Raw genomic sequence first — 25,392 nt, forward strand, 5'->3', positions numbered from 1 at the left:
ATCATGAAAATTGTGTGAGTTTGAACTTTCCTTTTATTAATTCTTCCAATTCTTTCATTGGTGCTAATGCCGCTTTTAATTTTTCTTTGTCTAATTTGGACATATCTGCTATAGAAATGTATTGTCCTGAATCATCATTTTTTAGCCCTTCGACAGTTCTGAACTTAGATAAAGTAATAAATGCATCGGCACAATTTAAATAGATTTCTTCATTTTTAGCATCTACAATAGCCAATTGCTTAAATCTTAAGTAGGTGTTATTAATTCCTTTTAAGTTAAAATGTAACGCAAACAATCTTGCACCATCGATTAATGGCATCAAAGCGCGAGATTTGATATCGAATTTATTTTTATTCAAAGCGTCTTCTTCCGTGATAAATTTCTTGAAAAAAGTCAAAGGCGCATTATATCGAAGCACTTCATTTCCCAAATAGTCAAAAAACAGGCTGTTGTTCTTTGCATTTTGTAACACTACATTGCCAAGAGCTTCTTCTAATTTATCATCTCCAAAAACCAATTCATAATCAAAGAAAATACTACTCATATCGTTGCTGTTTTCACCTGGAGTATTCATGCAACTATTGTATTGTTTGATCCAGTCCGACAATGATTTACACCATTGTAAGTTACTTGCCATATGATTTTGAGGGCACAAAGGATAACCTACTTTTTCTAAAGTCGCAGTAGTTTTTTTGGCTAATTTGATAAAATAATCTTTTACGTCACGATATTTGTTTGCTTCAACATCTTCAAAAACCAACATGCTATCTTGATCGGTGTACAATAATTGTTCTTTTCTACCTTGGCTTCCAAGACTTAACCAAACAAAACGAGCAGGAGGCGAACCCAAATCTAAAATGGAGAGCTCAACACTTCTTTTTATAATGGCTAAATTAATTTCACTTGCAATATTGGCCACATGATAAAGAGGGATATTTTTATAAATTGCATTTTGAATCAAATCGGTAAGTCGTTCTCTAATTTGTTTTAAATCCTTGGGAGCAAGAGCACGCTTGATTTCTTTAATCATTACACCAGGATTGCTAGCTTGGGCAATGATTAAGTCGTGTTCAGAGATGATTCCTTTCACTACAGATTGAGAAGTTCCGTCTAAAGTAACACAAAGATGTGTAACATTGTGCTTTAGCATTAACAATTGCGCTTCTGCTAAAGAAACATTTTCTACTACTGTGATTACAGGTGAATCCATAATTTTGTCAATGGTATCAGTAATTAAATACCTTCCGGTCGCAACTTTAGAACGCATATCACGATCGGTAACTATACCAATTGGCAAATTATTTTCGCAAACCAAAACATTATTTACAGTTTCTTCCGTCATTAACTGAGCAATATCTTTAATAATGGTTTGCGCAGTTGTTGTTATAGGTGAATTGTTATAAGTTAAAGATTGAAAATATTGAATATCGGACTGTTGATCAGGATAAAAAACATTGTCAGAAATCAATTTACCTCCATTATTATCTTTATCACTCGCATATCTAGAGGTTGCGGCAAAGCTTTCTAATAAAAAGTTTAAAACCAATGAATTATTTGCAACAAAAGGTCTAAATGTAGCAATCGGAATCGCGTAAATAATACTTTCTTCACGCGCTTTTGATGTCATCATGTAATTATTTTTAGCGAAAAAAGGACGCAAACCAAAAATATCACCTTGATGGCATTTATTTAATAAAGTTTCCTCAGCATCATATATTACTGATAAATTGATAGTACCAGATGCAACAACGTAAAAACATTCATGCAAACTATCATTAATTTGAAATAACGTTTGGTGTTTTTCAAGAGGGATGACTCTAATACTAGAGGCAATCTCAGAAAGTTCATTAAGCGTTAAATTATTAAAAGGTGGATATTCTTTTAAGAAGTCGGCGATGCGTTCAGCTATTGTATTCATATCACAAAGATAGGTTAGTAACTTTCGTAAAAATAGTAAAATTGGGTAAAATAAAATAATGCGTTTTTTAGAATTACGAATTAGAATTGAGATATTTTGATATAAAAATAGGAGAGAATCTTTATAGTTTTCTCTCCTATTCCAAATAATAGCTGTATATATTGAAATTAAATTATTTTCAAATTTTTATAGTTTACTTTTTTTTGGTTTTCATATTCAATATTTCAACGAATAAAGAAAATGAAATGGCAAAGTACAAATAACCTTTGGGTACTGGCGTGACATGACTTCCAAAAATTGAAGCATTGGATAAATGGGCACTTTCTGTCAACAACATAAAGCCAATCAAGATTAAAAAGGATAATCCTAAAATTTGGATAGAAGGATGTTTGTTTACAAAATTACCTACCGGAACAGCAAATTGCATCATGATGAAAACCGATACAATTACAGCAGTTATCATGATGTAAATGGCTCCAGGAACGCCATTGGTCATCCCAACCGCAGTAAGAATACTATCGAAAGAAAAGACCAAATCGATCATGATAATTTGAAGAATAACACTTCGGAAAGATTTGGTAGCAGCTTTACCTAATTCTTTTTCTTCATGACCTTTTTCGTCTACTTTTTCGCGGATTTCATTGGTACTTTTATAAATTAAGAACAATCCACCCAAAAGCAAAATGATACTTTGTCCTGTAATTCCGGCTTGCAACCATCCCCAGTCAATAGTAAGCCAAGGTTTTTTCATTTGTATCAACAAATTGATTCCAAATAATAAAGCGATTCGCATGAACATGGCCAAAAACATTCCGATTTTGGTAGCTTTTTTGCGTTTTTCTTCGGGTAATTTTCCAGTGGCAATCGAAATAAAAATTATGTTGTCTATCCCTAAAACAATTTCAAGAAATGTCAAGGTTAATAAGGCAATCCATGCATCAGGATTCAGAAATACTCCCATTTGGGTTTTGTTAAAAGTTAAGATTTACTTTTTTAATTAAGCACTAAAGTTTAGTAACGGTACCTGTTTGTTTGGCATCCGATCCAATCATTCCAAATTCGAAGGTGTAGGAATTAGCTGTTGTGGTTAAAATTTTCATTTGTATGGCTTTTTCTTCAGCCATGTTTTTTGGGTGTTTTTTTTGTAAAACATACTCGCAATCGTTGACCCAACGAATCGTTGCTGTATCTGTTTTTCCTTCAAAAGTTTCAATTTCGATGCTGTCTTTGCGTTCAAAAAAGGTTATTTTTTTGACACCATTTACTTCGTATTCAAATTTGAATTTTCCGGTTTTAAAATCGGAGCATTTGCGGTCTACATTATAACAGGAAATCAAAAGTAAAAGTGGTGAGAGGTAAAATATTTTTTTCATGTGTAGTTCTATTATTATTCAATTTTAATATCGTATTTATCCAAAAGGCCTACGATTCCTTGTGTTGTAAATTTAGCTTTTTTCATCGGATTGAATTCTGGGTCGATGTTGTAATTGTAGGCGGTTCTAAAATCGGCTCCTGCCAATTGAGTATCATTAAAAATCGCACGGTCAAGATTGCAATTATCAAACACACTATTGTTCAGTTGTGTCCCAATGAAAGTTACTTCTTTTAGCGAACATCCTGAAAATTGGGTTTTAGGCATTTTTTTATTAGCAAAAGAAGCGTAATCCAACACACTATCTTGAAAACCCACATCGAATAAAAAATCATCGCATCCTTGAAATTGAATGCCCAAGAGTTTACAGTTTTTGAAACGAACGGTTTTTAAGCTACTGCCAGCAAGTTGCACCATAGATAAATTGCAGTCTATAAACTCGCAGTCCATAAAGGTATTGTTGCAAAAATAACTATTGGAGAAATCACAGTTTTTAAAAACGCAATCTTCAAACTCGCGATGGTTTATTTTTTGATCAACAGCAATGACTTTTTCGAAGGTTTTTTGAACGTTAATTAGGTTTTCCATGGCAATTTTTTAGATTTTCTGGCAGTATGTCTTATCCGAAGAATTTGAATGGTTGAGTCGGATATTCTATATGAAATGCTGTAATCATAAATGTAATATACTCTAAAGGTTCCGTCGTTGTTAACTTTGTTGCTGTCGAGTTTGTAAATTTCGGGTTGAGTTTTTAAAATTTCAGTACTGTCAAAAATGGTTGCAATTACTTTATCTGCAATTTGAATCGATTTACTTTCAAAGAAAATGTAAAAATGGATATCCTCTAATTGTTCTAAAGCATTTTTTGACTAGATTATTTCCTTCCCCATTTTTTTGAAAGATTTTTCGCCTCGTCTTGAGTGTAGTATGCACCATCATTGATGCTTTTTAAAGCGGCATCAATATCTGCATTGTATTCAGCTGCAGTAGCTTCTTTGGAAGTGTTGATTGTTTCTAAAAGGCGTTTTATTTTTTCAATAAAATTAAGGTCGTTTACCTTATCGATTTCTTGATGAATCCAGTTTATGTCAGCACGAATATCCATGTGATACAATTTTTGTAAATATACAATTTATCTTTATTATTCAGTATTTTGAGAAAGCCCCCTTTTTTTTATGTAAGACACTAACTTCTTCAATCGTTGAATAAAGCTTTCATAATCCATCTAAGGCCTGTAAACATTAAATACATAGCGCCCAAACACGCTGTAATTCCTACCGCAAGCACCAAATAATGCCAATTCGTATGTTGATTCATAAAGGCGTTATAAATGATAGACGGCCCTAGGAAGAGTAAGGGTAAAGCTCCCGATAAATATTTGATTCCCTTGGATAAAAAGTCTTTGTTGGTCGCCATTTAAAGTTGTATTTTAAAAGTTTAATTGGAGGTTAGCGTTATCCACTGCTTTTCGAACACTTCCATATTTTTCCAATAATTCGGATGCTTTTTCGTAAGAAACAGGGATCTCTTCCATAATCATTTTAACGCCGCGATCTACTAATTTAGCATTACTCAATTGCATATCGACCATTTTGTTGCCTTTTACTTTGCCTAGCTGAATCATAGTAGCTGTCGAAATCATGTTAAGGACTAATTTTTGAGCGGTACCCGCTTTCATTCTGGAACTTCCAGTTATAAATTCTGGTCCCACTATAACTTCAATCGGAAATTTGGCAGTTTGTGACAATGGACTTCCAGCGTTGCAGGAAATGCTTCCTGTACTGATGTGGTTTTCATTGCAGGCTTTTAAACCGCCAATTACATAAGGAGTTGTGCCAGAAGCAGCAATACCAATAACCACATCGTTTTCGTTAATATTATGTTGTTTTAGATCTAACCAAGCTTGTTCTGCGTCATCTTCGGCATTTTCTACGGCTCTTCGAATGGCTTTGTCACCACCCGCTATGATGCCTACAACTAAATCAAAAGGAACGCCAAAAGTAGGTGGACATTCTGAAGCATCGACCACACCTAATCGTCCTGAAGTTCCTGCGCCGATATAAAAAAGGCGTCCTCCTAGTTTCATTTTAGCTACAATTTCGTTAATTAAGTTTTCGATTTGAGGTTGTGCTTTTGCAACCGCTAAAGGGACTGTTTGATCTTCTTGATTGATATTGTGTAGCAATTCCTGAATGGACATTTTTTCTAAATGTTCGTATTTTGAGGATTGTTCGGTTGTTCTAGTGAAGCTCATAATGAAATAAAACTTTTTTATGTAAAAATAAGGATTTAATGAATACCATTTTCTTTTGCGTGAGGGATTACTTCACTATACATATATTTGCTTAGGTGTTCAGTGAATTCATTTGCAGCAAGCTACCGAAGTAGCGCGGAATGCCCGACCGCATGCAGTAAAGGGGCTTTATAAACGGTGCTATAAATAAGCCCCTTTGCTGCATGGGGGCACGCCCAAATTATCATTTTAAATAAAAAAACCTAGGGCGATTCCCAGAATAATCATTGATATTTTGGCTACGTTGAATTTGTGTCCTTCGCTACTTTCGAAAATGATGGTAGAGGAGATGTGAAACAGAATTCCTATGACAATGGCTGTTATTTCGGTTGTATATTGTTGTAAATCTGGTAAAAAATCAGCAGCTAACGTTCCTAGGGGTGTCATCATGGCAAATGTCACCATAAAAATTAAAATAGCTATTCGGTTGAGTTGTGCTTGTACGAAAAAGGTTGTCAAAATTATGGCAATAGGTAGATGATGAATAGCAATTCCGATGGCTAAGTCATGATGATGTCCTACAGGAAACCCTTCTAAAAAAGCGTGTATGCAAAGACTAATAAACAATAACCAAGGTATTTGACTCATTTTGTCATGACCATGTACGTGACCGTGTTCAGCTCCTTTAGAAAAGAATTCTAAAATTATTTGGAACAAAATCCCCATCATGATATAAATACCAATGGTCTCGTTTTTGGTCGCATAGACCTCTGGCAAAAGATGGATTACGGTGATGGATAACAAAAACGAACCACTAAAAGCCAATAAAAGTTTTAAATTGGTTTTCTTTTTGGGTTTGAATACTAATGCCAAGACATACCCTAGGATTACTGCGATTAAAGGCAAGAGGTAATTCATTTTTTGGGGTTTAAAGTTTAAGGTTTGGATGTTTAATTTATTTGAAAATCATGATTAAACGTTCGCTATCGGTTTTGTGGAATTTTTTTAGCTTGTAATCGCCAAAAATATCCAACAAATATATGCCCGCTTCATCCATTAAATCTTGGAAATCTTTTAAACTAAAAGCTCTTACTTTTTCGGTGAAATGAAAATGTTGTCCTTGGTCTTCAAAGCTAATTTCTTTGTAAATATGTCCTTCTTTTACATATCGTTTGATATGAAAATCGATTTGGTCTACCGTTTTAACTTCTTCGGGAACTAGGGTTTCAATGACTTGATTCACATTCATAAAATCGATTACAGCAAATCCGGTTTCAGTTAAACTTTCTTTAATGGCAATCAAGGTTTTTAGATTATCGGCTTCGTCTTCAAAATAGCCAAAACTGGTAAATAAATTGAAAATAGCGTCAAATTTTTCTTCAAAAGGTTCGCGCATGTCATGCACTTTGAAGGATAGATGGGTGTTGCTGTTTTTGCTCGCTTCGGCAATGCTGTTCTCTGACAAATCGGCTCCCAAAACGGTGTAGCCCAATTGACTTAAGTAGATGGCGTGTCTCCCTTTGCCACAGGCCAAATCTAAAACTTTTGCTTTTTCAGGTAAGTTGAGATAGTGCGTCAAATTATCCATAAAAATTTGTGCCTCTCGATAATTACGTTCTTTATAAAGGATGTGATAGTAAGGAGTATCAAACCAAGAGGTAAACCAATTTTTGGTCGATTGCTCAGGATTTTTCAAAGTGGGTTTATGGTCTTCGGACATTTATTCGTTTTCATTTAATTTAAGTCCGGCAAATTTAGTGTATTTTTGCAGAAAATATACTATTTCAAACCGTTTGGAATTTGGAATTTAATAATTGGAATATAGCATAGGATGGAGAATTTTAAAATGATAGCCAAAACTTTTTTTGGTTTTGAAGAAGTATTGGCCAAAGAGTTGCGTCAATTGGGTGCGCAAGAGGTTGAGCAAGGCATACGAATGGTAAGTTTTAAGGGTGATAAAGGATTTATGTACAAAGCAAATTTGTCTTTGCGTACTGCATTAAAGGTGTTAAAACCGATTTATTCGTTTAGAGCGACTAACGAAGCAGCTTTATATAAAGGTATTGCAAGTGTCAATTGGTTGAAATATCTTAATGCTAATCAAACGTTTGTGATCGATGCTACGGTTCATTCGGATCATTTTAATCATTCGGAGTTTGTGTCTCAAAAGTGTAAGGACGCGATTGTAGATCAGTTTAGAGAACGCACAGGGCAACGTCCAAGCATTGACAAAGCTTTTCCTGATTTACGAATCAACATTCATATTGGCAAAGACCAAGTTTCGGTGGCATTGGATACTTCTGGAAATTCCTTGCACCAACGTGGTTACAGAACAGCTACGAATATTGCTCCTATCAATGAAGTTTTGGCCGCGGGAATTTTATTATTATCAGGTTGGGAAGGACAAGGGCACTTTTTGGATCCGATGTGTGGTTCAGGGACATTTTTGGCGGAAGCCGCAATGATTGCATGTAATATTCCAGCCAATATCAACCGAAAAGAATTTGCTTTTGAAAAATGGAAGGATTGGGATAATGATTTGTTTGACCAAATTATGGACAGTTTGCTGAAAAAAGTAAAAGAGTTTCATTACACGATCACAGGCTATGACAAAGCACCAAGTGCGGTTCAAAAAGCCAAAGACAATATCAAAAATGCTAATTTAGACGAATACGTAAAGGTTGTTGAAGAAAACTTTTTTGATACCGCGAAAACTACCGAAGGCAAATTGCATATGGTTTTCAATCCGCCGTATGACGAGCGATTGGATATTCATATGGAAGAATTTTATAAAAACATTGGCGATACTTTGAAGAAAAATTATCCTGGAACCAATGCGTGGTTTATTACCGCGAACTTAGATGCTTTGAAATTTGTCGGTTTAAAACCTTCCCGAAAAATCAAATTGTTTAATGCTAGTTTAGAAGCGCGTTTGGTGAAATACGAAATGTATGAAGGAAGTAAAAGAACCAAGTTTCAAAGCCCCCTAACCCCCGAAGAGGGAATATAGTCCTGCAAGTAAAGTTGAAAAGGATTTATTTTAAGTTTAATAGTCAAATATAAAACCTATTTACCCCTAATAGGATTTCCCGCCACGGCAGGATAGGGGACTGATATGACGAAATTACAAGTACGAGCATTTCTATACCAATTGGGCTGTTTTGCCATTTTGTTTGTTGGTTTTCGCTATTTAGTGGGAACCTACACAGGTTTGACAGGGTTTTGGATTCCGTTAACGGCATTTGTTATTGGTACAATTTTATCACCTAAATTTCAAGCGGTTAAAACTAAAGATGGCGAGAAACTATTTATGTCTTGGATTTTTCTTAAAGGAGTTCGAATCATAGGGTAATATTTTCAGTTATAGAACTGATTGCTCGTTTCAAGCAGAAAAAAAAGCGTTTTTACTTTGTGTAAAAACGCTTTTTTAATTGGTAAGTCACAATGTGTTACGTTTAAATTAGATGTTATTTTATTTTTATACTTTTTATTTTGAAATAAAATGTATAAATAAGACTTTTTTATTGTTCTTATTTTATATTTTTGTGTTTAAATAAAAGATATTATGGATTTTAATAGTGTTATTCCAACATCCAAAAGGATAGAGCGATTACAGTATGAAAACCCTTGGTGGGTTTCTGGACAAGTGCAAGAGCTTTATCAAAACATGTCCAAACGTTTGTATTTTGATGTGTTTTATCCCTTTGTAAAAGAAACGGAGATAAAACGTGCTGTAGTTTTGATGGGGCCAAGGAGAGTAGGTAAGACCGTTATGATGTTTCACGCAATTCAGGAATTGATTGCAGAAAACATTTCGCCTCAAAAAATATTTTTTATTGGGATTGATAATCCAATATATATGCATTTAGGTTTAGAAGATATTTTACAACTCGTAAAAAAAGCAGTTAATCTTGACAACCTCGAAGGGTGTTTTGTGTTTTTTGACGAGATTCAATATTTAAAAGATTGGGAGAGACACTTAAAAGTTTTAGTAGATACTTATCCAAAAACGAAGTTTATAGTTTCAGGTTCTGCCGCTGCGGCTCTTCGTTTGCAAAGTTCAGAAAGTGGCGCTGGTAGATTTACTGATTTTATGTTGCCTCCGCTAACTTTTCACGAATACATTCATCTTAAAGGCTTACATCATTTAGTGCAATCCAAGTCGATTTTTTATAACGGAAAAGAGATCCCTTTTTTTACCACTCACGACAATAAAGCCTTGAACAAAGAATTTTTTCACTATCTCAATTTTGGAGGTTATCCAGAAGTAGTACTCTCCGAAAAAATCCAAAGTGATATGGGACGTTATGTTAAGAGTGATATTGTCGACAAGGTGTTATTGCGAGATTTACCAAGTTTATATGGAATTAAAGACGTGCAAGAACTAAATAGTTTTTTTAGTTATTTGGCTTATAATACTGGAAACGAATTTTCTTTTGAACGTTTAGCTAAAGACAGTGGTATTCTAAAAGACACCATTAGAAAGTATCTAGAATATCTTGAAGCTGCTTTTTTGATAAAAGTTATTCATAAAATTGATGATAATGCCAAAAAGTTCAAGCGTATTACTACTTTTAAAGTCTATCTTACGAATCCATCTTTACGAACGGCTTTGTTTTCACCTATTCAAGAAACAGATACTGAAACAGGAAATATGGTAGAAACAGCCATTTTTTCTCAATGGATGCATCGAGAAAATCTTGATTTGAAATATGCGCGCTGGAAAATGGGACGATCTGAAGGGGAAGTGGATATCGTATTGATTGATACTAAACTTTTCAAACCCCAATGGTGTGTAGAAATAAAATGGAGCAATCGCTATTTTGAGAAGCCTCAAGAATTAAAGAGTTTGCTTCATTTTTGTGAACAGAACAATTTTAAAGCAAGTTTAGTAACGACTATGGATCAAGCGGGAAACAAAACGATAGGCAACTTAAATATTACCTTCGTTCCAGCAGCGATTTATGCATACAATATTGGAGTTGTTACGTTAGTCCAAAAAAACACTTGGATGAATGAATAGATAATTGAGGTTCCCTTGTGAACAATAAAAAAGCGTTTTTACAAATCGTAAAAACGCTTTTTTTATTCCTTCTGCTTTCTGCCTTTTGCCTTTTGCTATTTCTTCGGCTTTTTCTCTTCTTTTTTTTCTATTTCAGCAGGAAGTACTTTTTTCTTGTATAGCGGAACAAAGTACGAAACGGTGTAATTGAAGCCTACGCCAAAATCACCATTATACGTTCGGTTAAAACCTGGAATGTACAAATTATCAAATCCACTTGGAGTTTTGTTGGTAATTAAGCGGTTCAATCGCAAACTAAAACCTACAAAGATGTTATTGAAGACTTTGGCTTTTACGCCAGCGACAACTTCTATCCAAGTAGCTGACAAACCATTGTATTTTTCACCAGCAGCTACAGGAGGTACTTCTCCCCAATACGGATTAGGATTGTAGATTTTGTAGCTGTTCAATTCTTGACTAAAGCTAGAAAAACCAGCACGCATCCCAATCGAGATGATGTTTTCCATATCCAACCAGTTTTCGTAAGCGTTATAATCAAATCCTGCTTTTAGGTAAGAACCTTTGGCGGTTGAAGTTAGTCGGTCGTCTTCGGTGGTTTTGTTTTCAGTACCCAATTCGGCAGCCAAAAAATATTTTTTCGTTATGCGGTAGTCTCCCACCAACTCAATTCCTTTATAGTTACTGTCGTACAAACCTCTGGTCAGTTTGTATAAGTCAGCACCTACTCTTAGACCATAGCGATTGAATTTTGGAGGAACAACAGTGTCCTTTTTTTGGGTTGGTAACTTTTCTAATTCTTGCTTGGGTTTTGCAGGAAGGATATTGTTAGCTTTAAGAGGTGTAGTAGTCGAAGTCGTTTCTTGTGCTTGAACGGTAAACAAAGAAAAGAGCAAGCAGCCACTAAAAAAAGATAGAAAGATGTGTTTCATTTTCGTTGTTTATGTTAGTTTTTTGCAATTGAACTTCTTTCATCCACTTGGTGTCAGAAGCTGGTCCATCCGAATGAACAAATGGAGGGTTAGCATTCATTTCGAACAAGGTTTTGAAACCACAAGCTCTAGAAATATAGACTTCGCTGGTGGTGTAGTTGAATTGAATCACATCCGTATTAACCAAAGCGGCATTAGTACTACCAGAATTTAGTATAAAACTAAAAGTAGTCTTAGTGGCATTGGTTTTCAGGGGAATCGAAATGGTCGCCGTATTGGCTAAATATTTTGACACTCCAGTCGCCGTAGGATTAAAGATCACACCATCGGTCATTCCTTCTCCAATTACTTTCAAATTCGTTACTTTTTTTTCAATCGTTGGATTGTTGATATCGAAGAATTTAATCACCATTCTAGGTGTAGTAGGCGTATTGGCATCGCAAATATCATCTTTCTCACAACTCGAAAAAGAGAAACAAAACACCAACAGTAAAAGCGTTATTTTTTTCATTTAAAACTATTTATTTATACGGATAAGTTTTTTAAAATTAAATTGTTTTTTTTACCACACTTCGATACCTCAGTGCAGGCTAGAGACATAGAATTTATAGTTTTTAAAAGAAGTAATAGACGTTTTACTATTCACATAGTATTCTATATGTGAAATAGGGCTATTTCTATTTATTCTTTGTTCATAAGCATTAATCTATGATTCTATGTGGTTAAATTTTTTATTTTATTTGAATTTCATACCCAACGGATATTTATTATGATTTAAAATTAGCGTCAATATTATATGCTCTTCAATGCCTTCTATGGTTAAAAAATCCAACCGCAAAGACCGCAAAGATTTACGCAAAGCACGCCAAGAAAAACCCTTATATGCCCTTCAATGCCTTCTATGGTTTAAAAACTTAACCGCAAAGACCGCAAAGATTTACGCAAAGCACGCCAAGAAAAACCCTTATATGCTCTTCAATGCCTTCTTTGGTTACAAACCTAACCGCAAAGTACGCAAAGATTTACGCAAAGAACACAAAAAAAACTCTTATACGCCCTTCTATGGTTACAAACCTCCCAAACCATTAAAAAAACTTCAATGACTTATATATTTACAAAAATTACCCACAACCCTTATATGTTCTTCAATACCTTATATGGTTTCAAAACCCAACACATTAAAAAGGTGCTTCTATGACTTATATGTTAAAAAAAAATTAACGACGTTCCAATAATACCACATTCTCCACGTGATGTGTTTGCGGAAACATATCCACAGGACGAACGCGCGTCACTTTGTACTTCTCATCCATCAAAGCCAAATCACGAGCTTGTGTTGCCGAATTACAACTCACATACACCACTTTTTGAGGCTCAATTTTCAAGATTTGATCAATAACCGCCGCGTGCATTCCGTCTCTTGGTGGATCGGTGATGATTACGTCGGGTTTGCCGTGTTGCGCGATAAAAGCTTCGTTAAACACCACTTTCATATCTCCTACAAAGAACTCACAATTCGTGATATTATTTCGTTCGGCGTTGGCTTTGGCGTCTTTAATCGCTTCGGGTACGCTTTCAACACCAATCACATTTTTGGCTTTTTTCGATACAAACTGAGCGATAGTTCCCGTTCCTGTGTACAAATCATACACCGTTTCGTTACCAGTCAATCCAGCGAAATCTCTTGTGATTTTGTATAGCTCGTAGGCTTGATCCGAGTTGGTTTGGTAAAACGACTTGGCGTTGATACTAAATTTCAAGCCTTCCATTTCTTCTAGGATGTAATCACGTCCTTTGTACAATTGAATGTTCGTATCGTATAACGTATCGTTTGCTTTGTTGTTAATCACGTATTGTAGAGAAGTAATCTGCGGAAATTTGGCATACAAATGATCCAACAACAATTCTCTATTGGCTTGATCGTCTTCAAAAAACTGAATCAACACCATAATTTCGCCAGTCGAAGCCGTGCGCAACATAAGCGTACGCAATAAGCCTTCGTGGGCTCTTGGGTTAAAGAACGTCAAACCGTTTGCATTGGCAAATTCACGCACTTCGTTGCGAATCGCGTTCGAAGGGTCTTCTTGCAAATGACATTTATTGATATCTAGGATTTTGTCCCACATTTTCGGAATATGAAAACCCAAGGCATTTTTATTGTCCAATTCCTCGCTGCTTCCTATTTCGGCTTCGGTTAGCCAACGGCTGTTCGAAAACGAAAACTCCATTTTGTTACGGTAGAAAAACTGTTTTTCAGAACCCAAAATCGGTTCGAAATCTGGTAATTCAATTTTACCAATACGTTGCAGGTGGTTTTTAACCTCGTTGTGTTTAAAAAACAATTGCTGGCTGTACTTCATATTTTGCCATTTGCAACCGCCACACACCCCAAAATGCTCACAAATTGGGTCAACGCGGTGTTCCGAGAACTCGTGAAACTTCACCGCTTTGCCTTCATAATAGGCTTTTCTTTTCTTGAACGTTTGCACATCTACCACGTCGCCAGGCACGACATTCGAGATGAACACTACTTTACCGTCGGGCGCTTTTGCCACCGACACGCCTTTTGCTCCAGCATCAAGGACTTTTATCTGATGAAAGACAACTTTGTCTGTATTTTTCTTTGCCATACGGCAAAAATAAGGCTTTGAAACGTTTTACAAATTCAATTTCACAATTTTTTTTGAAAACCACTGTATTTGTTGAGAAGCACCACTTGGGCGTGCCCCCCGAAACCCGTTTTTCTTGAACCCACACTATCTCTTATATCGGGGGTCGGGCAGTCCGCTATATCTCTTGGGGCGAACCCCGCCCCAAGAGGATGCCGCTCCCGTCCCTCACGCTTTTAAGACGACAGTTGTCAGTGCTCAGATGGCAGATACAACGCCCAAAACACGAAGATAACTTTCAGAATTTTTTTATGTTTTTAGGAGGAAAAAGAATATATTTGGGATAATAAAATCTGATTGTTATCAGAATCTACACAAGTTCAACTAGGTAGTTTTGTTTTGTAAGTCATATATACATGTTGTGTGAAACTGTATATCAAAATTTCGCATAAAAAATTATTTAAAAATAAACTTAATCTTCCGTAAGAAAAATGATTAATGAACTTATCGAAAAAACGAATAAAGAAGAGTTTTATCAAAATGATAATATTTATTTAATAAATACAAAAAGTGAAATTGGAGAACTGAATATCGCTGAATTTAATTTTCTTATTGAAGAAAGAGATATTTATGGAAATATGAAGAAATCAACTTTGTGGAAAATAATTTCTAACCGTACAATTGAATTCAAAAATTTTCACAACTCAAACCTTTTACCTTATGTAAAAATTAAAATCATCGATAATCATCCTTTATTATGGAATTTTCACGAAGATAACTATGAATGTGTTTTGAATGGTTTTCCTAAAAAACCTAATGAATTTATTGGTGATTTACATTTTGAATTTGAAAACTCAACAGGTAATTGGTTAAACTTAAATGAATTTATACACAACATAAATGAATACTACAAAAAGAATAATTCAACAACTATTTCTATTCCAAAATCTGTAAGAGTTATTTTTGAAAAAGTTTGTCTTAAACATAAAGTAGAATTGAATATTGAAAACATTATAAAAATTCATAAAAAAGGATATACAAACCGACCAAATGCTAAATTATTAATTTTTGGCAATGAAGACGTTTGTCCAAATAACTATAATTTATTTCAACCATATATAATTGCAGAAAGTTTTATGGCAACAAAAATTGAATAAAACAGCTTCCCCCCGCTAGCGCGAGCGTCTCGCTCGTGCACGCAAGCAAAGTATAAACAGTATATTTTCTTTGTGTGTAAAAAGTATAAGTTTAGAGAAAGAGAAGATGTTTGTTGTATAAGTTTTAAATTTGAATTGATTTTGATTATAGGCACAAGCGTGACGCTCGCGCTAGCTTTGGATTTAGCTCGTCTGTTTGGTTTGTAGCCTTCGATGAGCAATTGTCTAAACTTAAAGTCGGTTTTGTGCTTATAAAATGAGTGTTTAAATAAAGTTGAAGTTTATAAAATCGACATCAAATGAAACTGCTAAAAATCATATTTATTATGCAACTTTTTTTTACTCTTAATAATTGCAGACAGAAGGAAGATGTTTCAATGGGTAAAGAGCCCGACAGTTATTTGAATTTTGAAAAAAAAGTATTTAAGGAGGTTTTTATAGAAATTGTAGACTCTACTCATAAAGATGGTAGAGTGTATTTGCAAGAACTTCCCGGAATGGACTTTGAAAAAAGAAAAGCTAAATTTGAAAAAGACACTAATAAACTAGTTTTTGCAATTTTTGATTTTACTTGGCCAATTTGGAAAGAAAACAAAAAAGAAATTATCAATCATTACAACAATTCAGAATTCGCATACGATGATTCGAAAGATATTGAAAAGTTTAAAATAGACTTACAGGAATTCCCTAATTCAAAATACATTTTCAAGTATAACTCTAAATTCCCAAAGGGAGATAAATATAAAATTTGGGAAACTAAATATGATTTTGAATTTGCGGGAGCATTAGTGTTTTCAAGAATTCAATTTACAAAGAATTTCGAGAAAGGAGCATTAGCTGTTAGTTATGCCTGCGGGACAAAATGTGGTTGGAATTATTTAGTTTTTATAAAAAAGAAAAACCAGAAATGGATTGTTGAAGAAGTTAAAGTAACATCGATGTCTTAATCGTGAATATCAAATCCAAGTTATAGAGTTTTTAATATCAACTTAAAGAATACTCCTATAAAAAAGTATACACTTATCTTTTTGAACCTAGTACTATTGGCGAGTGCCGTAGGATGTGGCAATTCTGAACAAAAATCTTCCAAGAACAGTGCAAAAGAAGCTACTGCCAAGCAATCTTTGACCCACAAGCCAACTCCAATTACCCAAAAAATAACACCTTGTCTTTGGGTTGATAAAGACGCAAAAGCGGTGGTGAAATATTACCTTTCTATTTTCAAAGACGGCAAACTAAAAGAATTCCATCGTTACAAAAATCCACCACAAGAAAACGGACAAGCAGGTCAAGACTACTTCGAAACCGCAGTGATGGAAATTGGGGATATAGAGTTTAGTATTTTGGCAGCGGGACCCTACTTCAAGTTTAACGAATCCATTTCCTTTGTTATTAAATGCAAAGACCAAGCAGAAGTGGATTATTATTGGGAGGCTTTGACCGCCAATGGAGGAGAAGAAGGCGCTTGTGGATGGTGTAAAGACAAATATGGTCTTTCGTGGCAAGTCGTTCCCGTGGAGTATTTTGACCTCATTAATAGCTCTGATGCTAAAGTGAGAGAAAAAGCAATGAGGAATACTTTTAAACAAAAGAAGTTGATACTGTCAGCTCTAAAATAAAGCATAAATGAATGTTATTTGCCTTTTTTACTCGCTTATACAGATTTTAAAACCCATAAATAATCCTAAAAAAGCATTACTTCTTTTTAAATTCTAAAGGATTTTCGCCAACAACTTTTTTAAAAATGCGATTAAAATAGGATAGACTTTCAAAGCCGCATTCGTAACAAGTTTCCGTAACATTTTTATCTTCTTTTAAAAGGCGTTTGGCTTGCTCAATTCGGTATTGATTTAGAAATTCGATGAAGGTTAATCGGGTCATTTTTTTGAAATACCTACAAAAAGCAGCTTTGGACAAATGGGTGAGTTGTGCCATTTCTTCAATAGTAATGGTGCGCTGGAAATTCTTTTCGATAAAAGTATAGACTACTTTGAGTCGGGTTTGTTCTTTATTATTATAAAAATTTTCAAACGGAAATTCGTGTAAAAAAGTCCTTTCTACAGAAGTTGCTAGTGTTTGAAATAACGATAAAACCGCTATAAATTGCTCAAAATGGGGCAACAAATGAATGGTTTTTAATTGTTTTCCAATGCTGGCTTTTGTATTTCCGTGAAAACAAATTACTTTTTTGGCATTTTCAAACAGCTGATGAATTGCTGCTAATTCTGGGGTAGATTCGAAATCATTCTTGAAAAAATCGGCTTTGATTTGCAAAACCACTTTTTCATAGTCGGTTCGAATGCCGTAATCAAAATTTAAATGAGGAATATTAGAACCAATAAACACCAAATCGCTTCCTTCAAATTGTCCAACATGATTTCCTACTCGTCTGGTGCCTTGTGGTGCTTCAATAAATGTTAATTCAAATTCAGGATGAAAATGCCAATAATAAAAATCATTGAGTTTTGGATTAACCAAAATCCGAAAGGAACTACCCGCTAAGCGCTTAATGTCTTCTAATACAATTTTCATTTTATCCTGTTTTATCGTATAAATGTACTATTGAATCATTTAAAATCCAATAAAACATCAATATAGTACAAATTGTGGTAAATTTTGTGACAATTCAACCACTAGATTCCTGCTAATTTTGGGTTATCAAATTAACCTAATATTTTAATTATGGAAAATAAAAACCAAACTATGGCGCCAACCATGACGCCAACAATGGCGACTAATGCGCACAAGGACATTCCTGGAAACCCATCTGTGGCTAAATCCAGTGAACATAAATTAAATGACCGATCTAATGGCAAACCGCTTCGTTTACTTACAGAAGAGCAATGGGATTTCTGGGTAACCAATGGTTATATTGTGATCAAAAGTGCTGTACCAAAGGAGAATGCAGAACGATTGGCTAATTTTATTTGGGAATTTGAAGAAAAAAATCCAAACGACCCATCCAGTTGGTATGCACCACCGAGAGCAGAGATGCAAATGAAGGAATTAACCAATAGTGGTATGGTGGAACTGTACAATCATCAGTACCAATGGGACAACCGTCAAATGCAAAAAGTGTATGATGCTTTTGCAGATGTTTGGGGAACAGAAAAGTTATGGGTGACTATCGATCGCGCCAATTTGAATTTTCCTGTTCGTCCCGATCATGAATTCAAAGGATTCATTCATTGGGATTACGATCCTGAAACAAAACCTCAAAATGTTCAGGGAGTTTTGGCATTGGTTGATACAACTGATGAAAATATGGGAGGATTTCAGTGCATTCCTGAATTATTTCGCACGTATGACACTTGGAAAGTAACTCAGCCAGAAGATAGAAATCGGTTTCAACCTGACGTAACTGAATTTAAAGATAAATTTGTTAAAGTTAAAATGGAAGCTGGAGATTTGTTGATTTTTAATAGTTTACAACCGCATGGAATTCGCCCAAATTTAACCCAAGATAAAGTGCGTATTGCACAATATATTTCGATGATGCCCGCCGAGGAAGATAATGAAGCCTTAAAAGCGTGGCGCATCAATTCATGGCGAAACCGCATTGCACCTGAAGGATATGCGTTTCCTGGTGATCCAAGAAAATGGGAAATTACAAAACACAAAACGGCTGAATTAACCGATTTAGGAAAAAAAATATTAGGCTTGGAAAAGTGGTAGTTTTTTACCAACAAAAAAAGGTATTTTAGGGTTTACCAAGTAAATACCTTTTTTTGTTATCTCTTTCATTAGCTACCTTTCAATACTTTACTTAAAGATATTGGGAACAGCTTCACGACTGCTAAAAAATAAATAGGGTATGGCATTACTTAGAGTTCGGGGCTATTTTAGTTTTCAGTTTTCTTTCAATTGAAAAGTAAATAGCAATAAGTCCCATAATTAAAATAGGCAAGACTAAAAGTCCTCCATTAAAAACTAAATAATCGAATAGTAAAAGTAAAACGATCAAAGAAGAATATAGAAAAATCAGATAATTTGCAGCATACTTGTTCGCCAGTTTCCAATGTTCTACACTTTCTTTAGCACTACCTAATTGATATCCATAATAAAAGTTGGGTTTCTTAGGAGGAAAGAATTTTAAAATAATGGTGTAGAGTAATAAAAATACAAGTACCGTCATAAACTGAAATTTAATCTTTAATTTCTATAGCTAATTGTCTTCCTTCTTCAAAAGCTTTTTTATCCATTTGCAAACCTACAACTATACCGATAAGCATACCGATTGGTAAACCGATTCCTAACAATCCTCCATTTCTAAAAGTTAATCCAAAAATAGATCCAATTGGCAATCCAAAAACAGACAATCCTAAAGCTGTCCAAAGATTGCGATAGTAGTTTATGGGTACGATTTTAAGTTCCTTTTCAAGTAGTTTTATAATTTTTGCTTGTTTCTGTGTCACTGATTTCGTTAAACCAGACTCTGTTTGAGGTATACTATTTATGGCTTCAATATCATTATTTACAGCTTCAATAACTGTAAGAGGTAATTCCTTCTTTTTTAATTCTTTTAGAAAATTTCCGAGTTGGGCGTATTTTCTACTTAGTTTAATATTTTCAGAGATATCTTGTCTCTCTTTTAGTTCAATGATGTGCATTGTATTCGTTTTTATTATTCTCGGATTTGCCAGCCCGATGCTTCGGGACTTAAATACAAAATCAATTAAAAATTAAGTCTACTACCCAAATTGGTTGTAGGATGAGTTAGCAAACGGTTTCATTTTAAATCTTTACAATTTTCAATTATTTTTTCTAATGCAGTGATAAATTCAGAAGTATCAAGAAAATAACTTGGATATGCTTTTTTTAATGATTTTATAGAACCCGAAGAAACCAAAACAACTGCATTATTATTTGTATCAATTGTTTTTTCTATTTCTAAATAATCTTGTGATGCTATAGCAAAATGTTTTTTCTTGTAACCTCTAATATTAACTACTTTTTTCTTTGCATTAATATTAATTATGTAATAATCACCAGTACCAATTTCAATTTGTCTCGCAGAAACTCTTAATGCTTTTAAAATATCTATAACTTTTAACTTTTTAGCCAATTTTTCACACTCTAGCATTAAATCAGTCATAGATTTAGTAGAATGTTCAGTTAGGACTGGTTGCTTTTCTTTTATGGCAAATAAAGAGCTTACAATTTTAAAAAATTCAAGCCATTCATCTGGACCTTGACTTGATTTTAATGATGTCTTTGTTATAATTCCAGCTGTTTCTACTGCTGTTGCCCAATTGTGTTGAAGTTTTGTTCTTATTTGTAGCTCTAACTTTAACCCATCATATTTTATATTTTTTGAATTATATGTATAGATAAAGTGAACACTTCTATATCCAGAATTCTTTGGATTTTCAACATAATCAACTATTCTTTCTAACTTATGATTGTTATTGTTTGCAAGAGATTTCTTTAAGCGAACTAAGTCTTTGGTATCTTTTAATACTGCTCTATAACCACCTATATCTTGCATTCCTCCTAGACCCATATTTTCATTTAGGTCAAGTTTGTACTCTATGGAGACAAGTCGTTTTAATCTTTGTGACACAAGAATTGGCTCAATTCCACTTTTAGTAAATAAACGCAACAATGAATTTTTCATTACGTTAAGTGGATGTAAATGATTTGTTCTCCAAGCATTAATAACATCTAAAGCATTATTTCTTTCTTCTTCACTTTTAGAAGTCAATAAAATTTTTCCTGCTTTAGTTATTTGTTTTTTACTGAATATCATTCGTTTCTTTGTGTTGAAAATCTCTTTTTTTACGTTTTTTGAGAAAATGTTTGCTTACTTGTCAAAAGTTCGACTAACTCATCCTTATCAATCCAAAATCAAAGAGATAGTTATAATTTTAAATCAAACTTCATTCCCCAAATATAACCGTTTTCTCTTAAAAAATATAAAAATTTTCTGAAAAATTAAGTCGTTTTGATCTGTAGCTAACATTACTTCTAACTTCTTACTTCGCATGAGCGATGGAAGCGGCATCCTCTTGGGGCGGGGTTCGCCCCAAGAGATATAGCGTACAGCGCGACCCCGATGCAGCACTGTCGTGTTTTTGGCACGGTCGTGTACATCGGGGTCATGCCCAAATAAAAAAGGGTGTTATTTTATAGCAATTGTTTACTAACGTACTGGCAACTTGTTTTGATGGATTCCATAGGGTTGGGAGAGTAGTTGGTTTCTTGCTCCACAAAAAAGTGCTGCATGCCTGAGGCTTTGGCTTGTGCAAAAATGGCTTTGAAATTGATGTTGCCTTCGCCAATTTCGGCATTCCAAGCGGGATTGTTTTTGTCCCTATCTTTAACATGCCACATGGTGAAGCGGCCAGGATATTTTTGGAACAACTGCAAAGGGTCGTTGCCGGAGCGCACTACCCAGTACAAATCCAATTCAAAATCGACCAGTTTTTTGTCGGTTTCTTTTAGCAAAATATCGTAACCGGTTTGGTCACCAAATTTCGTGAATTCAAAATCGTGGTTGTGGTAGGCGAGTTTGAGTCCTGCTTTTTTGCACAAAAGCGCGGCTTCGTTGGCTTTTTGGGCGATGCGTTTGTAGTCGTCCAATTGGCTTCGCAAAGCGTCTTCTAGCCACGGAATCACCACGTATTCGCTTCCCAATTGATTAGCGCACTCGATGGAGGCTTTTAGGAAGTCGGCATTGTTGTCTTTGATAAAGGTTTTGAAATCATAATGCCCGCTTGGCGCTTTGAGTCCGTTGTCGTTTAGGATTTTTTTAAAGTTTTTGGGTGAGGTGCCGAAAAAGCCTTTTTCGCCTGCAAATCCGTAGGTTTCAACTTCTTTGTAGCCGGCTTTGGCAACGTGTTCTAGCACGCCTTTGACATCTTTGGAAAAGGCTTCGCGCAAGGTGTACAATTGAATGCCGATGTTTTTGGGTTTTGCCGCAAAGGCTAGGGAAGGAGCTAGGGCAACGGCGCCCAAGGCCAACCCACTATTGATGATGAAATCTCTACGCTTAATCATGGTGGTTCGTTTTTAGGGGTTAAATATCACAAATGGCGATGGCTTGTTGCAAAGCGGCCATTTTATCTTTTTGTTTTGGCATGAATTCTTGTCCCACAAAACCTGTAAAACCAGTGGCAGCAATGGCTTTCATGATGGCGGGATAATTAAGTTCTTGGGTTTCGTCGATTTCGTTGCGACCCGGCACGCCCGCCGTGTGAAAGTGGGCAATGTACTGCTGGTTTTCCTTGATGGTGCGAATGACATCGCCTTCATCAATTTGCATGTGATAGATGTCGTACAAGAGCTTGAAATGGGGTGAATTGATTCTTTTGGCCAATTCTACGCCCCAATAGGTTCTGTCGCACTGGTAATCTTTGTGGTCGATTTTGCTGTTGAGCAGCTCCATTACCAAGGTAACTTGGTGTTTTTCGGCCAAGGGAATCAGCGTTTGCAAGCCTTTTACACAATTCTTCCAGCCTTCTTCATCGGTTTTGCCTCTGCGGTTGCCGCTAAAGCAAATCAGGTTTTTGTAGCCCGCCTGAGCCACTAACGGAATCATAGCGGTGTAATTTTTTATAAGTTGGTCATGAAATTTTGGGTCGTTGAATCCGTCTACGAGATTCAATTCGGCACCATTGCACATAGTAGATACTAATTGGTATTTTTGCAAGATAGGCCAGTCTTTGGGACCGACCAAATCAATCCCAGTTATTCCCATTTTCTTGGCAGCTATACAAAGTGCTTCGAGTTCCATATCGCCAAAACACCAACGCGCTACGGAATGGTTTATTTTTTCTTTGGTCATAAAATCAGAACTATGGGATGCGTCAGACACCGCCATAGCCGAAAGCGACGACGGAATTCCCATAGCTACAGTTCCCGCAATTAGGCTTTTTATGGCGGTTCTTCGATTGAAATGATCAGGCATCTTGCAAGGAAGTATTAGTTATTGGCTGCAATTTTTTGCTTTTCTTTAAAGAATATAAAAAACAGCAACGCAATTCCTGCTGCAAATAGACAAGGGAAAATCCAAACATTGTTCCAATTGTGTATGCCTTCTCCAGCACTGTTTTGGTCTACAATTTGTCCCGCAACGTAGAAGCCAATGTACATTCCAACGCCATAAGTGGCAAGTGTAATCAAACCTTGAGCTGAGGAACGAATGGAAGCACCCGCTTTTTGGTCCGTGTAAATTTGCCCCGTCACAAAGAAAAAGTCATAGCAAATTCCGTGCAGTGCAATGCCTAAATAAATCATCCAAATGTTTTGACCCACATCGCCATAAGCAAACAATAAATAACGAACTACCCAAGCCAACATCCCGATTAACAACATTTGTTTGATACCAAAACGTACAAAAAACAAAGGCATTAAAAACAAAAATACCGTTTCTGACATTTGTCCAATGGTCATTTTTGCTGCTGCGCTTTCAAGACCAATTTCATTCAAAAACTGATTGGCTTGGCCATAATAAAACGCCAACGGAATACAAATAAGAATTGAAGCGATAAAAAACACTAAGTAATTCTTGTCTTTTAAAACATTCAAAGCGTCTAAACCCAAAGTTTCGGCGATTGACACTTTTTGTCCCGCTTTCGGAGGTGGCGTATTCGGTAAGAAAAAGCAAAACACCCCAAACAAAAGCGATACTATTGCCGAAACATAAAAAGTAATATTCAATCTGTCTGGTGTAGATTCCCAAGCCATAGCACCAATGACTAATCCAGAAGCAATCCATCCAAGGGTTCCCCAAACACGAACTTTTGCAAACTCTTTTTCAGCATTGGTCATTTGATTCATAGAAATGGAATTGACCAAGGCTAAGGTGGGCATAAAAAGTATCATGTAGAACAATAGCAAGGTGTAAAAAGAATCAAACGTAGATTTAGTCGATAACAAATAGAGTAGTACCGAACCTATAATATGCAAAACTCCTAGAATCTTTTGTGCTGAGAAAAATTTATCAGCAATCATCCCCACAATAAAAGGGGCTATAATCGCACCAAGACATTGCGTTCCATAGGCTAATCCGGTTTGTGCTCCTGTTGCTGCTATAATCCCTTTTGTTAAATAAGTGCCCATAGTAACAAACCAAATTCCCCAAATGAAGAAATTAATAAACATCATGGTCGATAATTTGATTCTAATCGTTGTATTCATAGTTTAGGTGGTTTTGGTTAGTAAGTTGTTTTTCAGTACTATTTACAGCCAGTTGTAGTGTCCATAGTATTCCATTCTTTGATCATAATGTTGCGGTACCAAACATTATCTCCGTGGTCTTGCAAGGCTATTTTTCCTTTTTTAAATGTTCCAAATCCAGGCCAATCCTTGAATTTGCTTCCTGCGATTAACGCTTTAAATGCATCATCCCAAAGTACTGTCTCTACGACAATTACTCCGTTTAGTACATAAGTCAATTTGCCATTTTTACAAACTACTTCTGCCGTATTCCATTCGCCTACAGGTTTTACCGGCTCTGATTTACTCTGAATCAAATCATACAAATCTCCCGCACGGTGTTTGGTGATTTTTCCATCAGGATGTCCGTCATTGTCCAATACCTGCATTTCTAAACCAGTCTCATACGTGTTTTTGTATTTCTGAGGATTTTCATTTATATAAAAAATAATCCCACTGTTGGCTTTTGGCGCTACTTTCCAATCCACTTTCAAGTGAAAATTTTCGTATTCAGCATCAGTAACGATGTCGCCACCTTGACCATTTTTGGCTGCTTCGGGATCAAAATGCAAGACACCGTCTTCTACTTTCCAACCTGCACCCACGGTTGTTTTGCCGTAAGTATGCCAACCGGTTGTTGTTTTTCCGTCAAAAATCGGTTTAAATCCTTTTTGTGCTTGTAGGGTTTGAGCGATTACCAAAACCATAAGCGTTGCTACTATTTTTTTCATTTCAATTGATTTTTTTAGTTCATTTAATTGTTTGGAGCGGTTAGAAAAAGGCTTTCTTGTTGTCAAAGTCCCGCTGTCCGCTATATCTTTGCTTTTTAACCCAAAAAGCAAAGGATGCCGCTGCCATCCTACCGTCTGGACACAAATATTTTTATGTTAAAATGGCACGCAGATTAGGCAGATTATCACTGATTTTTGGTTGTATTTTAAAATATTATTTATAAAACTTATGTTTTTTCTACACATTTTTTTAAAAGACAA

28 protein-coding genes and 1 pseudogene are annotated in these 25,392 nt (G+C 35.3%); 8 read left to right on the forward strand and 21 right to left on the reverse strand.

Going from position 1 to position 25,392, the window contains the following annotated elements; all coding sequences use genetic code 11:
* Position 1: 1 nt before the first annotated feature.
* The 10 genes and pseudogenes from O9307_RS01000 to O9307_RS01045 all read right to left on the reverse strand — a co-directional run bounded on the left by O9307_RS01000 (position 2) and on the right by O9307_RS01045 (position 7,243).
* Positions 2-1,918 carry a DUF294 nucleotidyltransferase-like domain-containing protein gene (locus tag O9307_RS01000; protein WP_298294376.1) on the reverse strand — a complete coding sequence of 639 codons (1,917 nt, stop codon included), beginning with the start codon at positions 1,916-1,918 and terminating at the stop codon, positions 2-4.
* A gap of 193 nt (positions 1,919-2,111) precedes the next feature.
* On the reverse strand, positions 2,112-2,879 hold the full coding sequence (locus O9307_RS01005) for a TerC family protein (protein ID WP_298294379.1): 768 nt from the start codon (positions 2,877-2,879) through the stop codon (positions 2,112-2,114).
* A 43-nt stretch (positions 2,880-2,922) separates the two neighbouring features.
* Positions 2,923-3,291 carry a DNA topoisomerase IV gene (locus O9307_RS01010; protein ID WP_298294382.1) on the reverse strand — a complete coding sequence of 123 codons (369 nt, stop codon included), beginning with the start codon at positions 3,289-3,291 and terminating at the stop codon, positions 2,923-2,925.
* 14 nt (positions 3,292-3,305) lie between these two features.
* Complete coding sequence (locus O9307_RS01015; RefSeq protein WP_298294385.1) at positions 3,306-3,878, reverse strand: pentapeptide repeat-containing protein; 573 nt, start codon at positions 3,876-3,878, stop codon at positions 3,306-3,308.
* A pseudogene (locus O9307_RS01020) lies at positions 3,866-4,147 on the reverse strand (type II toxin-antitoxin system RelE/ParE family toxin); the annotation flags it as partial. The pseudogene O9307_RS01020 and the gene O9307_RS01015, both read right to left, overlap by 13 nt.
* Before the next feature lie 17 nt (positions 4,148-4,164).
* A complete protein-coding gene (locus tag O9307_RS01025; protein WP_298294388.1) occupies positions 4,165-4,395 on the reverse strand; it encodes a hypothetical protein in 231 nt (76 codons plus the stop codon).
* 89 nt (positions 4,396-4,484) lie between these two features.
* The gene (locus O9307_RS01030) at positions 4,485-4,706 is read right to left on the reverse strand and encodes a DUF6095 family protein (RefSeq protein WP_298294391.1); all 222 of its coding nucleotides are present in this window, start codon (positions 4,704-4,706) and stop codon (positions 4,485-4,487) included.
* Positions 4,707-4,719: 13 nt separating this feature from the next.
* On the reverse strand, positions 4,720-5,544 hold the full coding sequence (gene murQ / locus O9307_RS01035; protein WP_298294394.1) for an N-acetylmuramic acid 6-phosphate etherase: 825 nt from the start codon (positions 5,542-5,544) through the stop codon (positions 4,720-4,722).
* Between the two features lie 228 nt (positions 5,545-5,772).
* Positions 5,773-6,441 (reverse strand): ZIP family metal transporter, encoded by a 669-nt coding sequence (locus O9307_RS01040; protein ID WP_298294397.1) that lies wholly within the window; start codon positions 6,439-6,441, stop codon positions 5,773-5,775.
* A gap of 37 nt (positions 6,442-6,478) precedes the next feature.
* Entirely contained in the window at positions 6,479-7,243 is a 765-nt protein-coding gene (locus tag O9307_RS01045; RefSeq protein ID WP_298294400.1) for a class I SAM-dependent methyltransferase, read from the reverse strand.
* A gap of 111 nt (positions 7,244-7,354) precedes the next feature.
* On the opposite strand from O9307_RS01045, the gene O9307_RS01050 reads away from it, so the two are divergent.
* From O9307_RS01050 to O9307_RS01060, 3 genes are all read left to right on the forward strand, one after another.
* On the forward strand, positions 7,355-8,533 hold the full coding sequence (locus O9307_RS01050) for a THUMP domain-containing protein (RefSeq protein ID WP_298294403.1): 1,179 nt from the start codon (positions 7,355-7,357) through the stop codon (positions 8,531-8,533).
* Positions 8,534-8,638: 105 nt separating this feature from the next.
* Complete coding sequence (locus O9307_RS01055; RefSeq protein ID WP_298294407.1) at positions 8,639-8,875, forward strand: hypothetical protein; 237 nt, start codon at positions 8,639-8,641, stop codon at positions 8,873-8,875.
* A gap of 213 nt (positions 8,876-9,088) precedes the next feature.
* Entirely contained in the window at positions 9,089-10,546 is a 1,458-nt protein-coding gene (locus O9307_RS01060) for an ATP-binding protein (protein ID WP_298294410.1), read from the forward strand.
* A 95-nt stretch (positions 10,547-10,641) separates the two neighbouring features.
* Here O9307_RS01060 and O9307_RS01065 read toward each other — a convergent pair whose 3' ends face one another.
* Both O9307_RS01065 and O9307_RS01070 read right to left on the reverse strand, forming a co-directional pair.
* Positions 10,642-11,475, reverse strand: coding sequence for a DUF6048 family protein (locus O9307_RS01065; protein WP_298294413.1), 834 nt, complete (start codon positions 11,473-11,475; stop codon positions 10,642-10,644).
* On the reverse strand, positions 11,447-11,986 hold the full coding sequence (locus O9307_RS01070) for a DUF6452 family protein (RefSeq protein WP_298294416.1): 540 nt from the start codon (positions 11,984-11,986) through the stop codon (positions 11,447-11,449). Before O9307_RS01070 ends, O9307_RS01065 begins: the two co-directional genes overlap by 29 nt.
* A 304-nt stretch (positions 11,987-12,290) precedes the next feature.
* On the opposite strand from O9307_RS01070, the gene O9307_RS01075 reads away from it, so the two are divergent.
* Positions 12,291-12,578, forward strand: coding sequence for a hypothetical protein (locus tag O9307_RS01075; RefSeq protein WP_298294419.1), 288 nt, complete (start codon positions 12,291-12,293; stop codon positions 12,576-12,578).
* Positions 12,579-12,692: 114 nt separating this feature from the next.
* Here the strand turns inward: O9307_RS01075 and rlmD are convergent, their stop codons facing one another.
* Positions 12,693-14,105: a 23S rRNA (uracil(1939)-C(5))-methyltransferase RlmD gene (gene rlmD, locus O9307_RS01080; protein WP_298294421.1), complete on the reverse strand. Its 1,413-nt coding sequence runs from the start codon at positions 14,103-14,105 to the stop codon at positions 12,693-12,695.
* A 470-nt stretch (positions 14,106-14,575) separates the two neighbouring features.
* On the opposite strand from rlmD, the gene O9307_RS01085 reads away from it, so the two are divergent.
* The 3 genes from O9307_RS01085 to O9307_RS01095 all read left to right on the forward strand — a co-directional run bounded on the left by O9307_RS01085 (position 14,576) and on the right by O9307_RS01095 (position 16,860).
* The gene (locus O9307_RS01085; RefSeq protein WP_298294424.1) at positions 14,576-15,241 is read left to right on the forward strand and encodes a hypothetical protein; all 666 of its coding nucleotides are present in this window, start codon (positions 14,576-14,578) and stop codon (positions 15,239-15,241) included.
* Positions 15,242-15,540: 299 nt separating this feature from the next.
* Positions 15,541-16,188, forward strand: coding sequence for a hypothetical protein (locus tag O9307_RS01090; protein ID WP_298294427.1), 648 nt, complete (start codon positions 15,541-15,543; stop codon positions 16,186-16,188).
* Positions 16,189-16,269: 81 nt separating this feature from the next.
* Complete coding sequence (locus O9307_RS01095; RefSeq protein WP_298294430.1) at positions 16,270-16,860, forward strand: VOC family protein; 591 nt, start codon at positions 16,270-16,272, stop codon at positions 16,858-16,860.
* A 76-nt stretch (positions 16,861-16,936) separates the two neighbouring features.
* On the opposite strand, the gene O9307_RS01100 is transcribed toward O9307_RS01095, so the two are convergent.
* The gene (locus O9307_RS01100) at positions 16,937-17,773 is read right to left on the reverse strand and encodes an AraC family transcriptional regulator (RefSeq protein ID WP_298294433.1); all 837 of its coding nucleotides are present in this window, start codon (positions 17,771-17,773) and stop codon (positions 16,937-16,939) included.
* A gap of 150 nt (positions 17,774-17,923) precedes the next feature.
* Here O9307_RS01100 and O9307_RS01105 point away from each other — a divergent pair, with 150 nt between their 5' ends.
* Positions 17,924-18,916: a phytanoyl-CoA dioxygenase family protein gene (locus O9307_RS01105; protein WP_298294436.1), complete on the forward strand. Its 993-nt coding sequence runs from the start codon at positions 17,924-17,926 to the stop codon at positions 18,914-18,916.
* Between the two features lie 145 nt (positions 18,917-19,061).
* Here the strand turns inward: O9307_RS01105 and O9307_RS01110 are convergent, their stop codons facing one another.
* From O9307_RS01110 to O9307_RS01140, 7 genes are all read right to left on the reverse strand, one after another.
* A complete protein-coding gene (locus O9307_RS01110; protein WP_298294439.1) occupies positions 19,062-19,376 on the reverse strand; it encodes an SdpI family protein in 315 nt (104 codons plus the stop codon).
* A 10-nt stretch (positions 19,377-19,386) separates the two neighbouring features.
* Positions 19,387-19,851 (reverse strand): hypothetical protein, encoded by a 465-nt coding sequence (locus O9307_RS01115; RefSeq protein WP_298294442.1) that lies wholly within the window; start codon positions 19,849-19,851, stop codon positions 19,387-19,389.
* A 119-nt stretch (positions 19,852-19,970) separates the two neighbouring features.
* The gene (locus O9307_RS01120) at positions 19,971-20,990 is read right to left on the reverse strand and encodes a RelA/SpoT domain-containing protein (RefSeq protein WP_298294445.1); all 1,020 of its coding nucleotides are present in this window, start codon (positions 20,988-20,990) and stop codon (positions 19,971-19,973) included.
* A gap of 377 nt (positions 20,991-21,367) precedes the next feature.
* Positions 21,368-22,240, reverse strand: coding sequence for a sugar phosphate isomerase/epimerase (locus O9307_RS01125; RefSeq protein WP_298294448.1), 873 nt, complete (start codon positions 22,238-22,240; stop codon positions 21,368-21,370).
* Positions 22,241-22,259: 19 nt separating this feature from the next.
* Positions 22,260-23,150 (reverse strand): TIM barrel protein, encoded by an 891-nt coding sequence (locus O9307_RS01130; protein WP_298294451.1) that lies wholly within the window; start codon positions 23,148-23,150, stop codon positions 22,260-22,262.
* Positions 23,151-23,164: 14 nt separating this feature from the next.
* Positions 23,165-24,382 carry a nucleoside permease gene (locus O9307_RS01135; protein ID WP_298294454.1) on the reverse strand — a complete coding sequence of 406 codons (1,218 nt, stop codon included), beginning with the start codon at positions 24,380-24,382 and terminating at the stop codon, positions 23,165-23,167.
* A 38-nt stretch (positions 24,383-24,420) separates the two neighbouring features.
* Positions 24,421-25,131, reverse strand: a complete 711-nt coding sequence (locus O9307_RS01140) for a DUF1080 domain-containing protein (RefSeq protein ID WP_298294457.1) — start codon at positions 25,129-25,131, stop codon at positions 24,421-24,423.
* Between the last annotated feature and the right edge of the window lie 261 nt (positions 25,132-25,392).

It is taken from the genome of Flavobacterium sp. (genome assembly GCF_027531905.1).
In the GTDB taxonomy this organism is placed as follows: Bacteria; Bacteroidota; Bacteroidia; order Flavobacteriales; family Flavobacteriaceae; genus Flavobacterium.

Coding starts and splice junctions, on each gene's coding strand:
- O9307_RS01000 (WP_298294376.1), bottom strand. CDS start 1,918: ATGAATACAATAGCTGAACGCATCGCCGACTTCTTAAAAGAATATCCA.
- O9307_RS01005 (WP_298294379.1), bottom strand. CDS start 2,879: ATGGGAGTATTTCTGAATCCTGATGCATGGATTGCCTTATTAACCTTG.
- O9307_RS01010 (WP_298294382.1), bottom strand. CDS start 3,291: ATGAAAAAAATATTTTACCTCTCACCACTTTTACTTTTGATTTCCTGT.
- O9307_RS01015 (WP_298294385.1), bottom strand. CDS start 3,878: ATGGAAAACCTAATTAACGTTCAAAAAACCTTCGAAAAAGTCATTGCT.
- O9307_RS01025 (WP_298294388.1), bottom strand. CDS start 4,395: ATGGATATTCGTGCTGACATAAACTGGATTCATCAAGAAATCGATAAG.
- O9307_RS01030 (WP_298294391.1), bottom strand. CDS start 4,706: ATGGCGACCAACAAAGACTTTTTATCCAAGGGAATCAAATATTTATCG.
- murQ (WP_298294394.1), bottom strand. CDS start 5,544: ATGAGCTTCACTAGAACAACCGAACAATCCTCAAAATACGAACATTTA.
- O9307_RS01040 (WP_298294397.1), bottom strand. CDS start 6,441: ATGAATTACCTCTTGCCTTTAATCGCAGTAATCCTAGGGTATGTCTTG.
- O9307_RS01045 (WP_298294400.1), bottom strand. CDS start 7,243: ATGTCCGAAGACCATAAACCCACTTTGAAAAATCCTGAGCAATCGACC.
- O9307_RS01050 (WP_298294403.1), top strand. CDS start 7,355: ATGGAGAATTTTAAAATGATAGCCAAAACTTTTTTTGGTTTTGAAGAA.
- O9307_RS01055 (WP_298294407.1), top strand. CDS start 8,639: ATGACGAAATTACAAGTACGAGCATTTCTATACCAATTGGGCTGTTTT.
- O9307_RS01060 (WP_298294410.1), top strand. CDS start 9,089: ATGGATTTTAATAGTGTTATTCCAACATCCAAAAGGATAGAGCGATTA.
- O9307_RS01065 (WP_298294413.1), bottom strand. CDS start 11,475: ATGAAACACATCTTTCTATCTTTTTTTAGTGGCTGCTTGCTCTTTTCT.
- O9307_RS01070 (WP_298294416.1), bottom strand. CDS start 11,986: ATGAAAAAAATAACGCTTTTACTGTTGGTGTTTTGTTTCTCTTTTTCG.
- O9307_RS01075 (WP_298294419.1), top strand. CDS start 12,291: ATGGTTAAAAAATCCAACCGCAAAGACCGCAAAGATTTACGCAAAGCA.
- rlmD (WP_298294421.1), bottom strand. CDS start 14,105: ATGGCAAAGAAAAATACAGACAAAGTTGTCTTTCATCAGATAAAAGTC.
- O9307_RS01085 (WP_298294424.1), top strand. CDS start 14,576: ATGATTAATGAACTTATCGAAAAAACGAATAAAGAAGAGTTTTATCAA.
- O9307_RS01090 (WP_298294427.1), top strand. CDS start 15,541: ATGAAACTGCTAAAAATCATATTTATTATGCAACTTTTTTTTACTCTT.
- O9307_RS01100 (WP_298294433.1), bottom strand. CDS start 17,773: ATGAAAATTGTATTAGAAGACATTAAGCGCTTAGCGGGTAGTTCCTTT.
- O9307_RS01105 (WP_298294436.1), top strand. CDS start 17,924: ATGGAAAATAAAAACCAAACTATGGCGCCAACCATGACGCCAACAATG.
- O9307_RS01110 (WP_298294439.1), bottom strand. CDS start 19,376: ATGACGGTACTTGTATTTTTATTACTCTACACCATTATTTTAAAATTC.
- O9307_RS01115 (WP_298294442.1), bottom strand. CDS start 19,851: ATGCACATCATTGAACTAAAAGAGAGACAAGATATCTCTGAAAATATT.
- O9307_RS01120 (WP_298294445.1), bottom strand. CDS start 20,990: ATGATATTCAGTAAAAAACAAATAACTAAAGCAGGAAAAATTTTATTG.
- O9307_RS01125 (WP_298294448.1), bottom strand. CDS start 22,240: ATGATTAAGCGTAGAGATTTCATCATCAATAGTGGGTTGGCCTTGGGC.
- O9307_RS01130 (WP_298294451.1), bottom strand. CDS start 23,150: ATGCCTGATCATTTCAATCGAAGAACCGCCATAAAAAGCCTAATTGCG.
- O9307_RS01135 (WP_298294454.1), bottom strand. CDS start 24,382: ATGAATACAACGATTAGAATCAAATTATCGACCATGATGTTTATTAAT.
- O9307_RS01140 (WP_298294457.1), bottom strand. CDS start 25,131: ATGAAAAAAATAGTAGCAACGCTTATGGTTTTGGTAATCGCTCAAACC.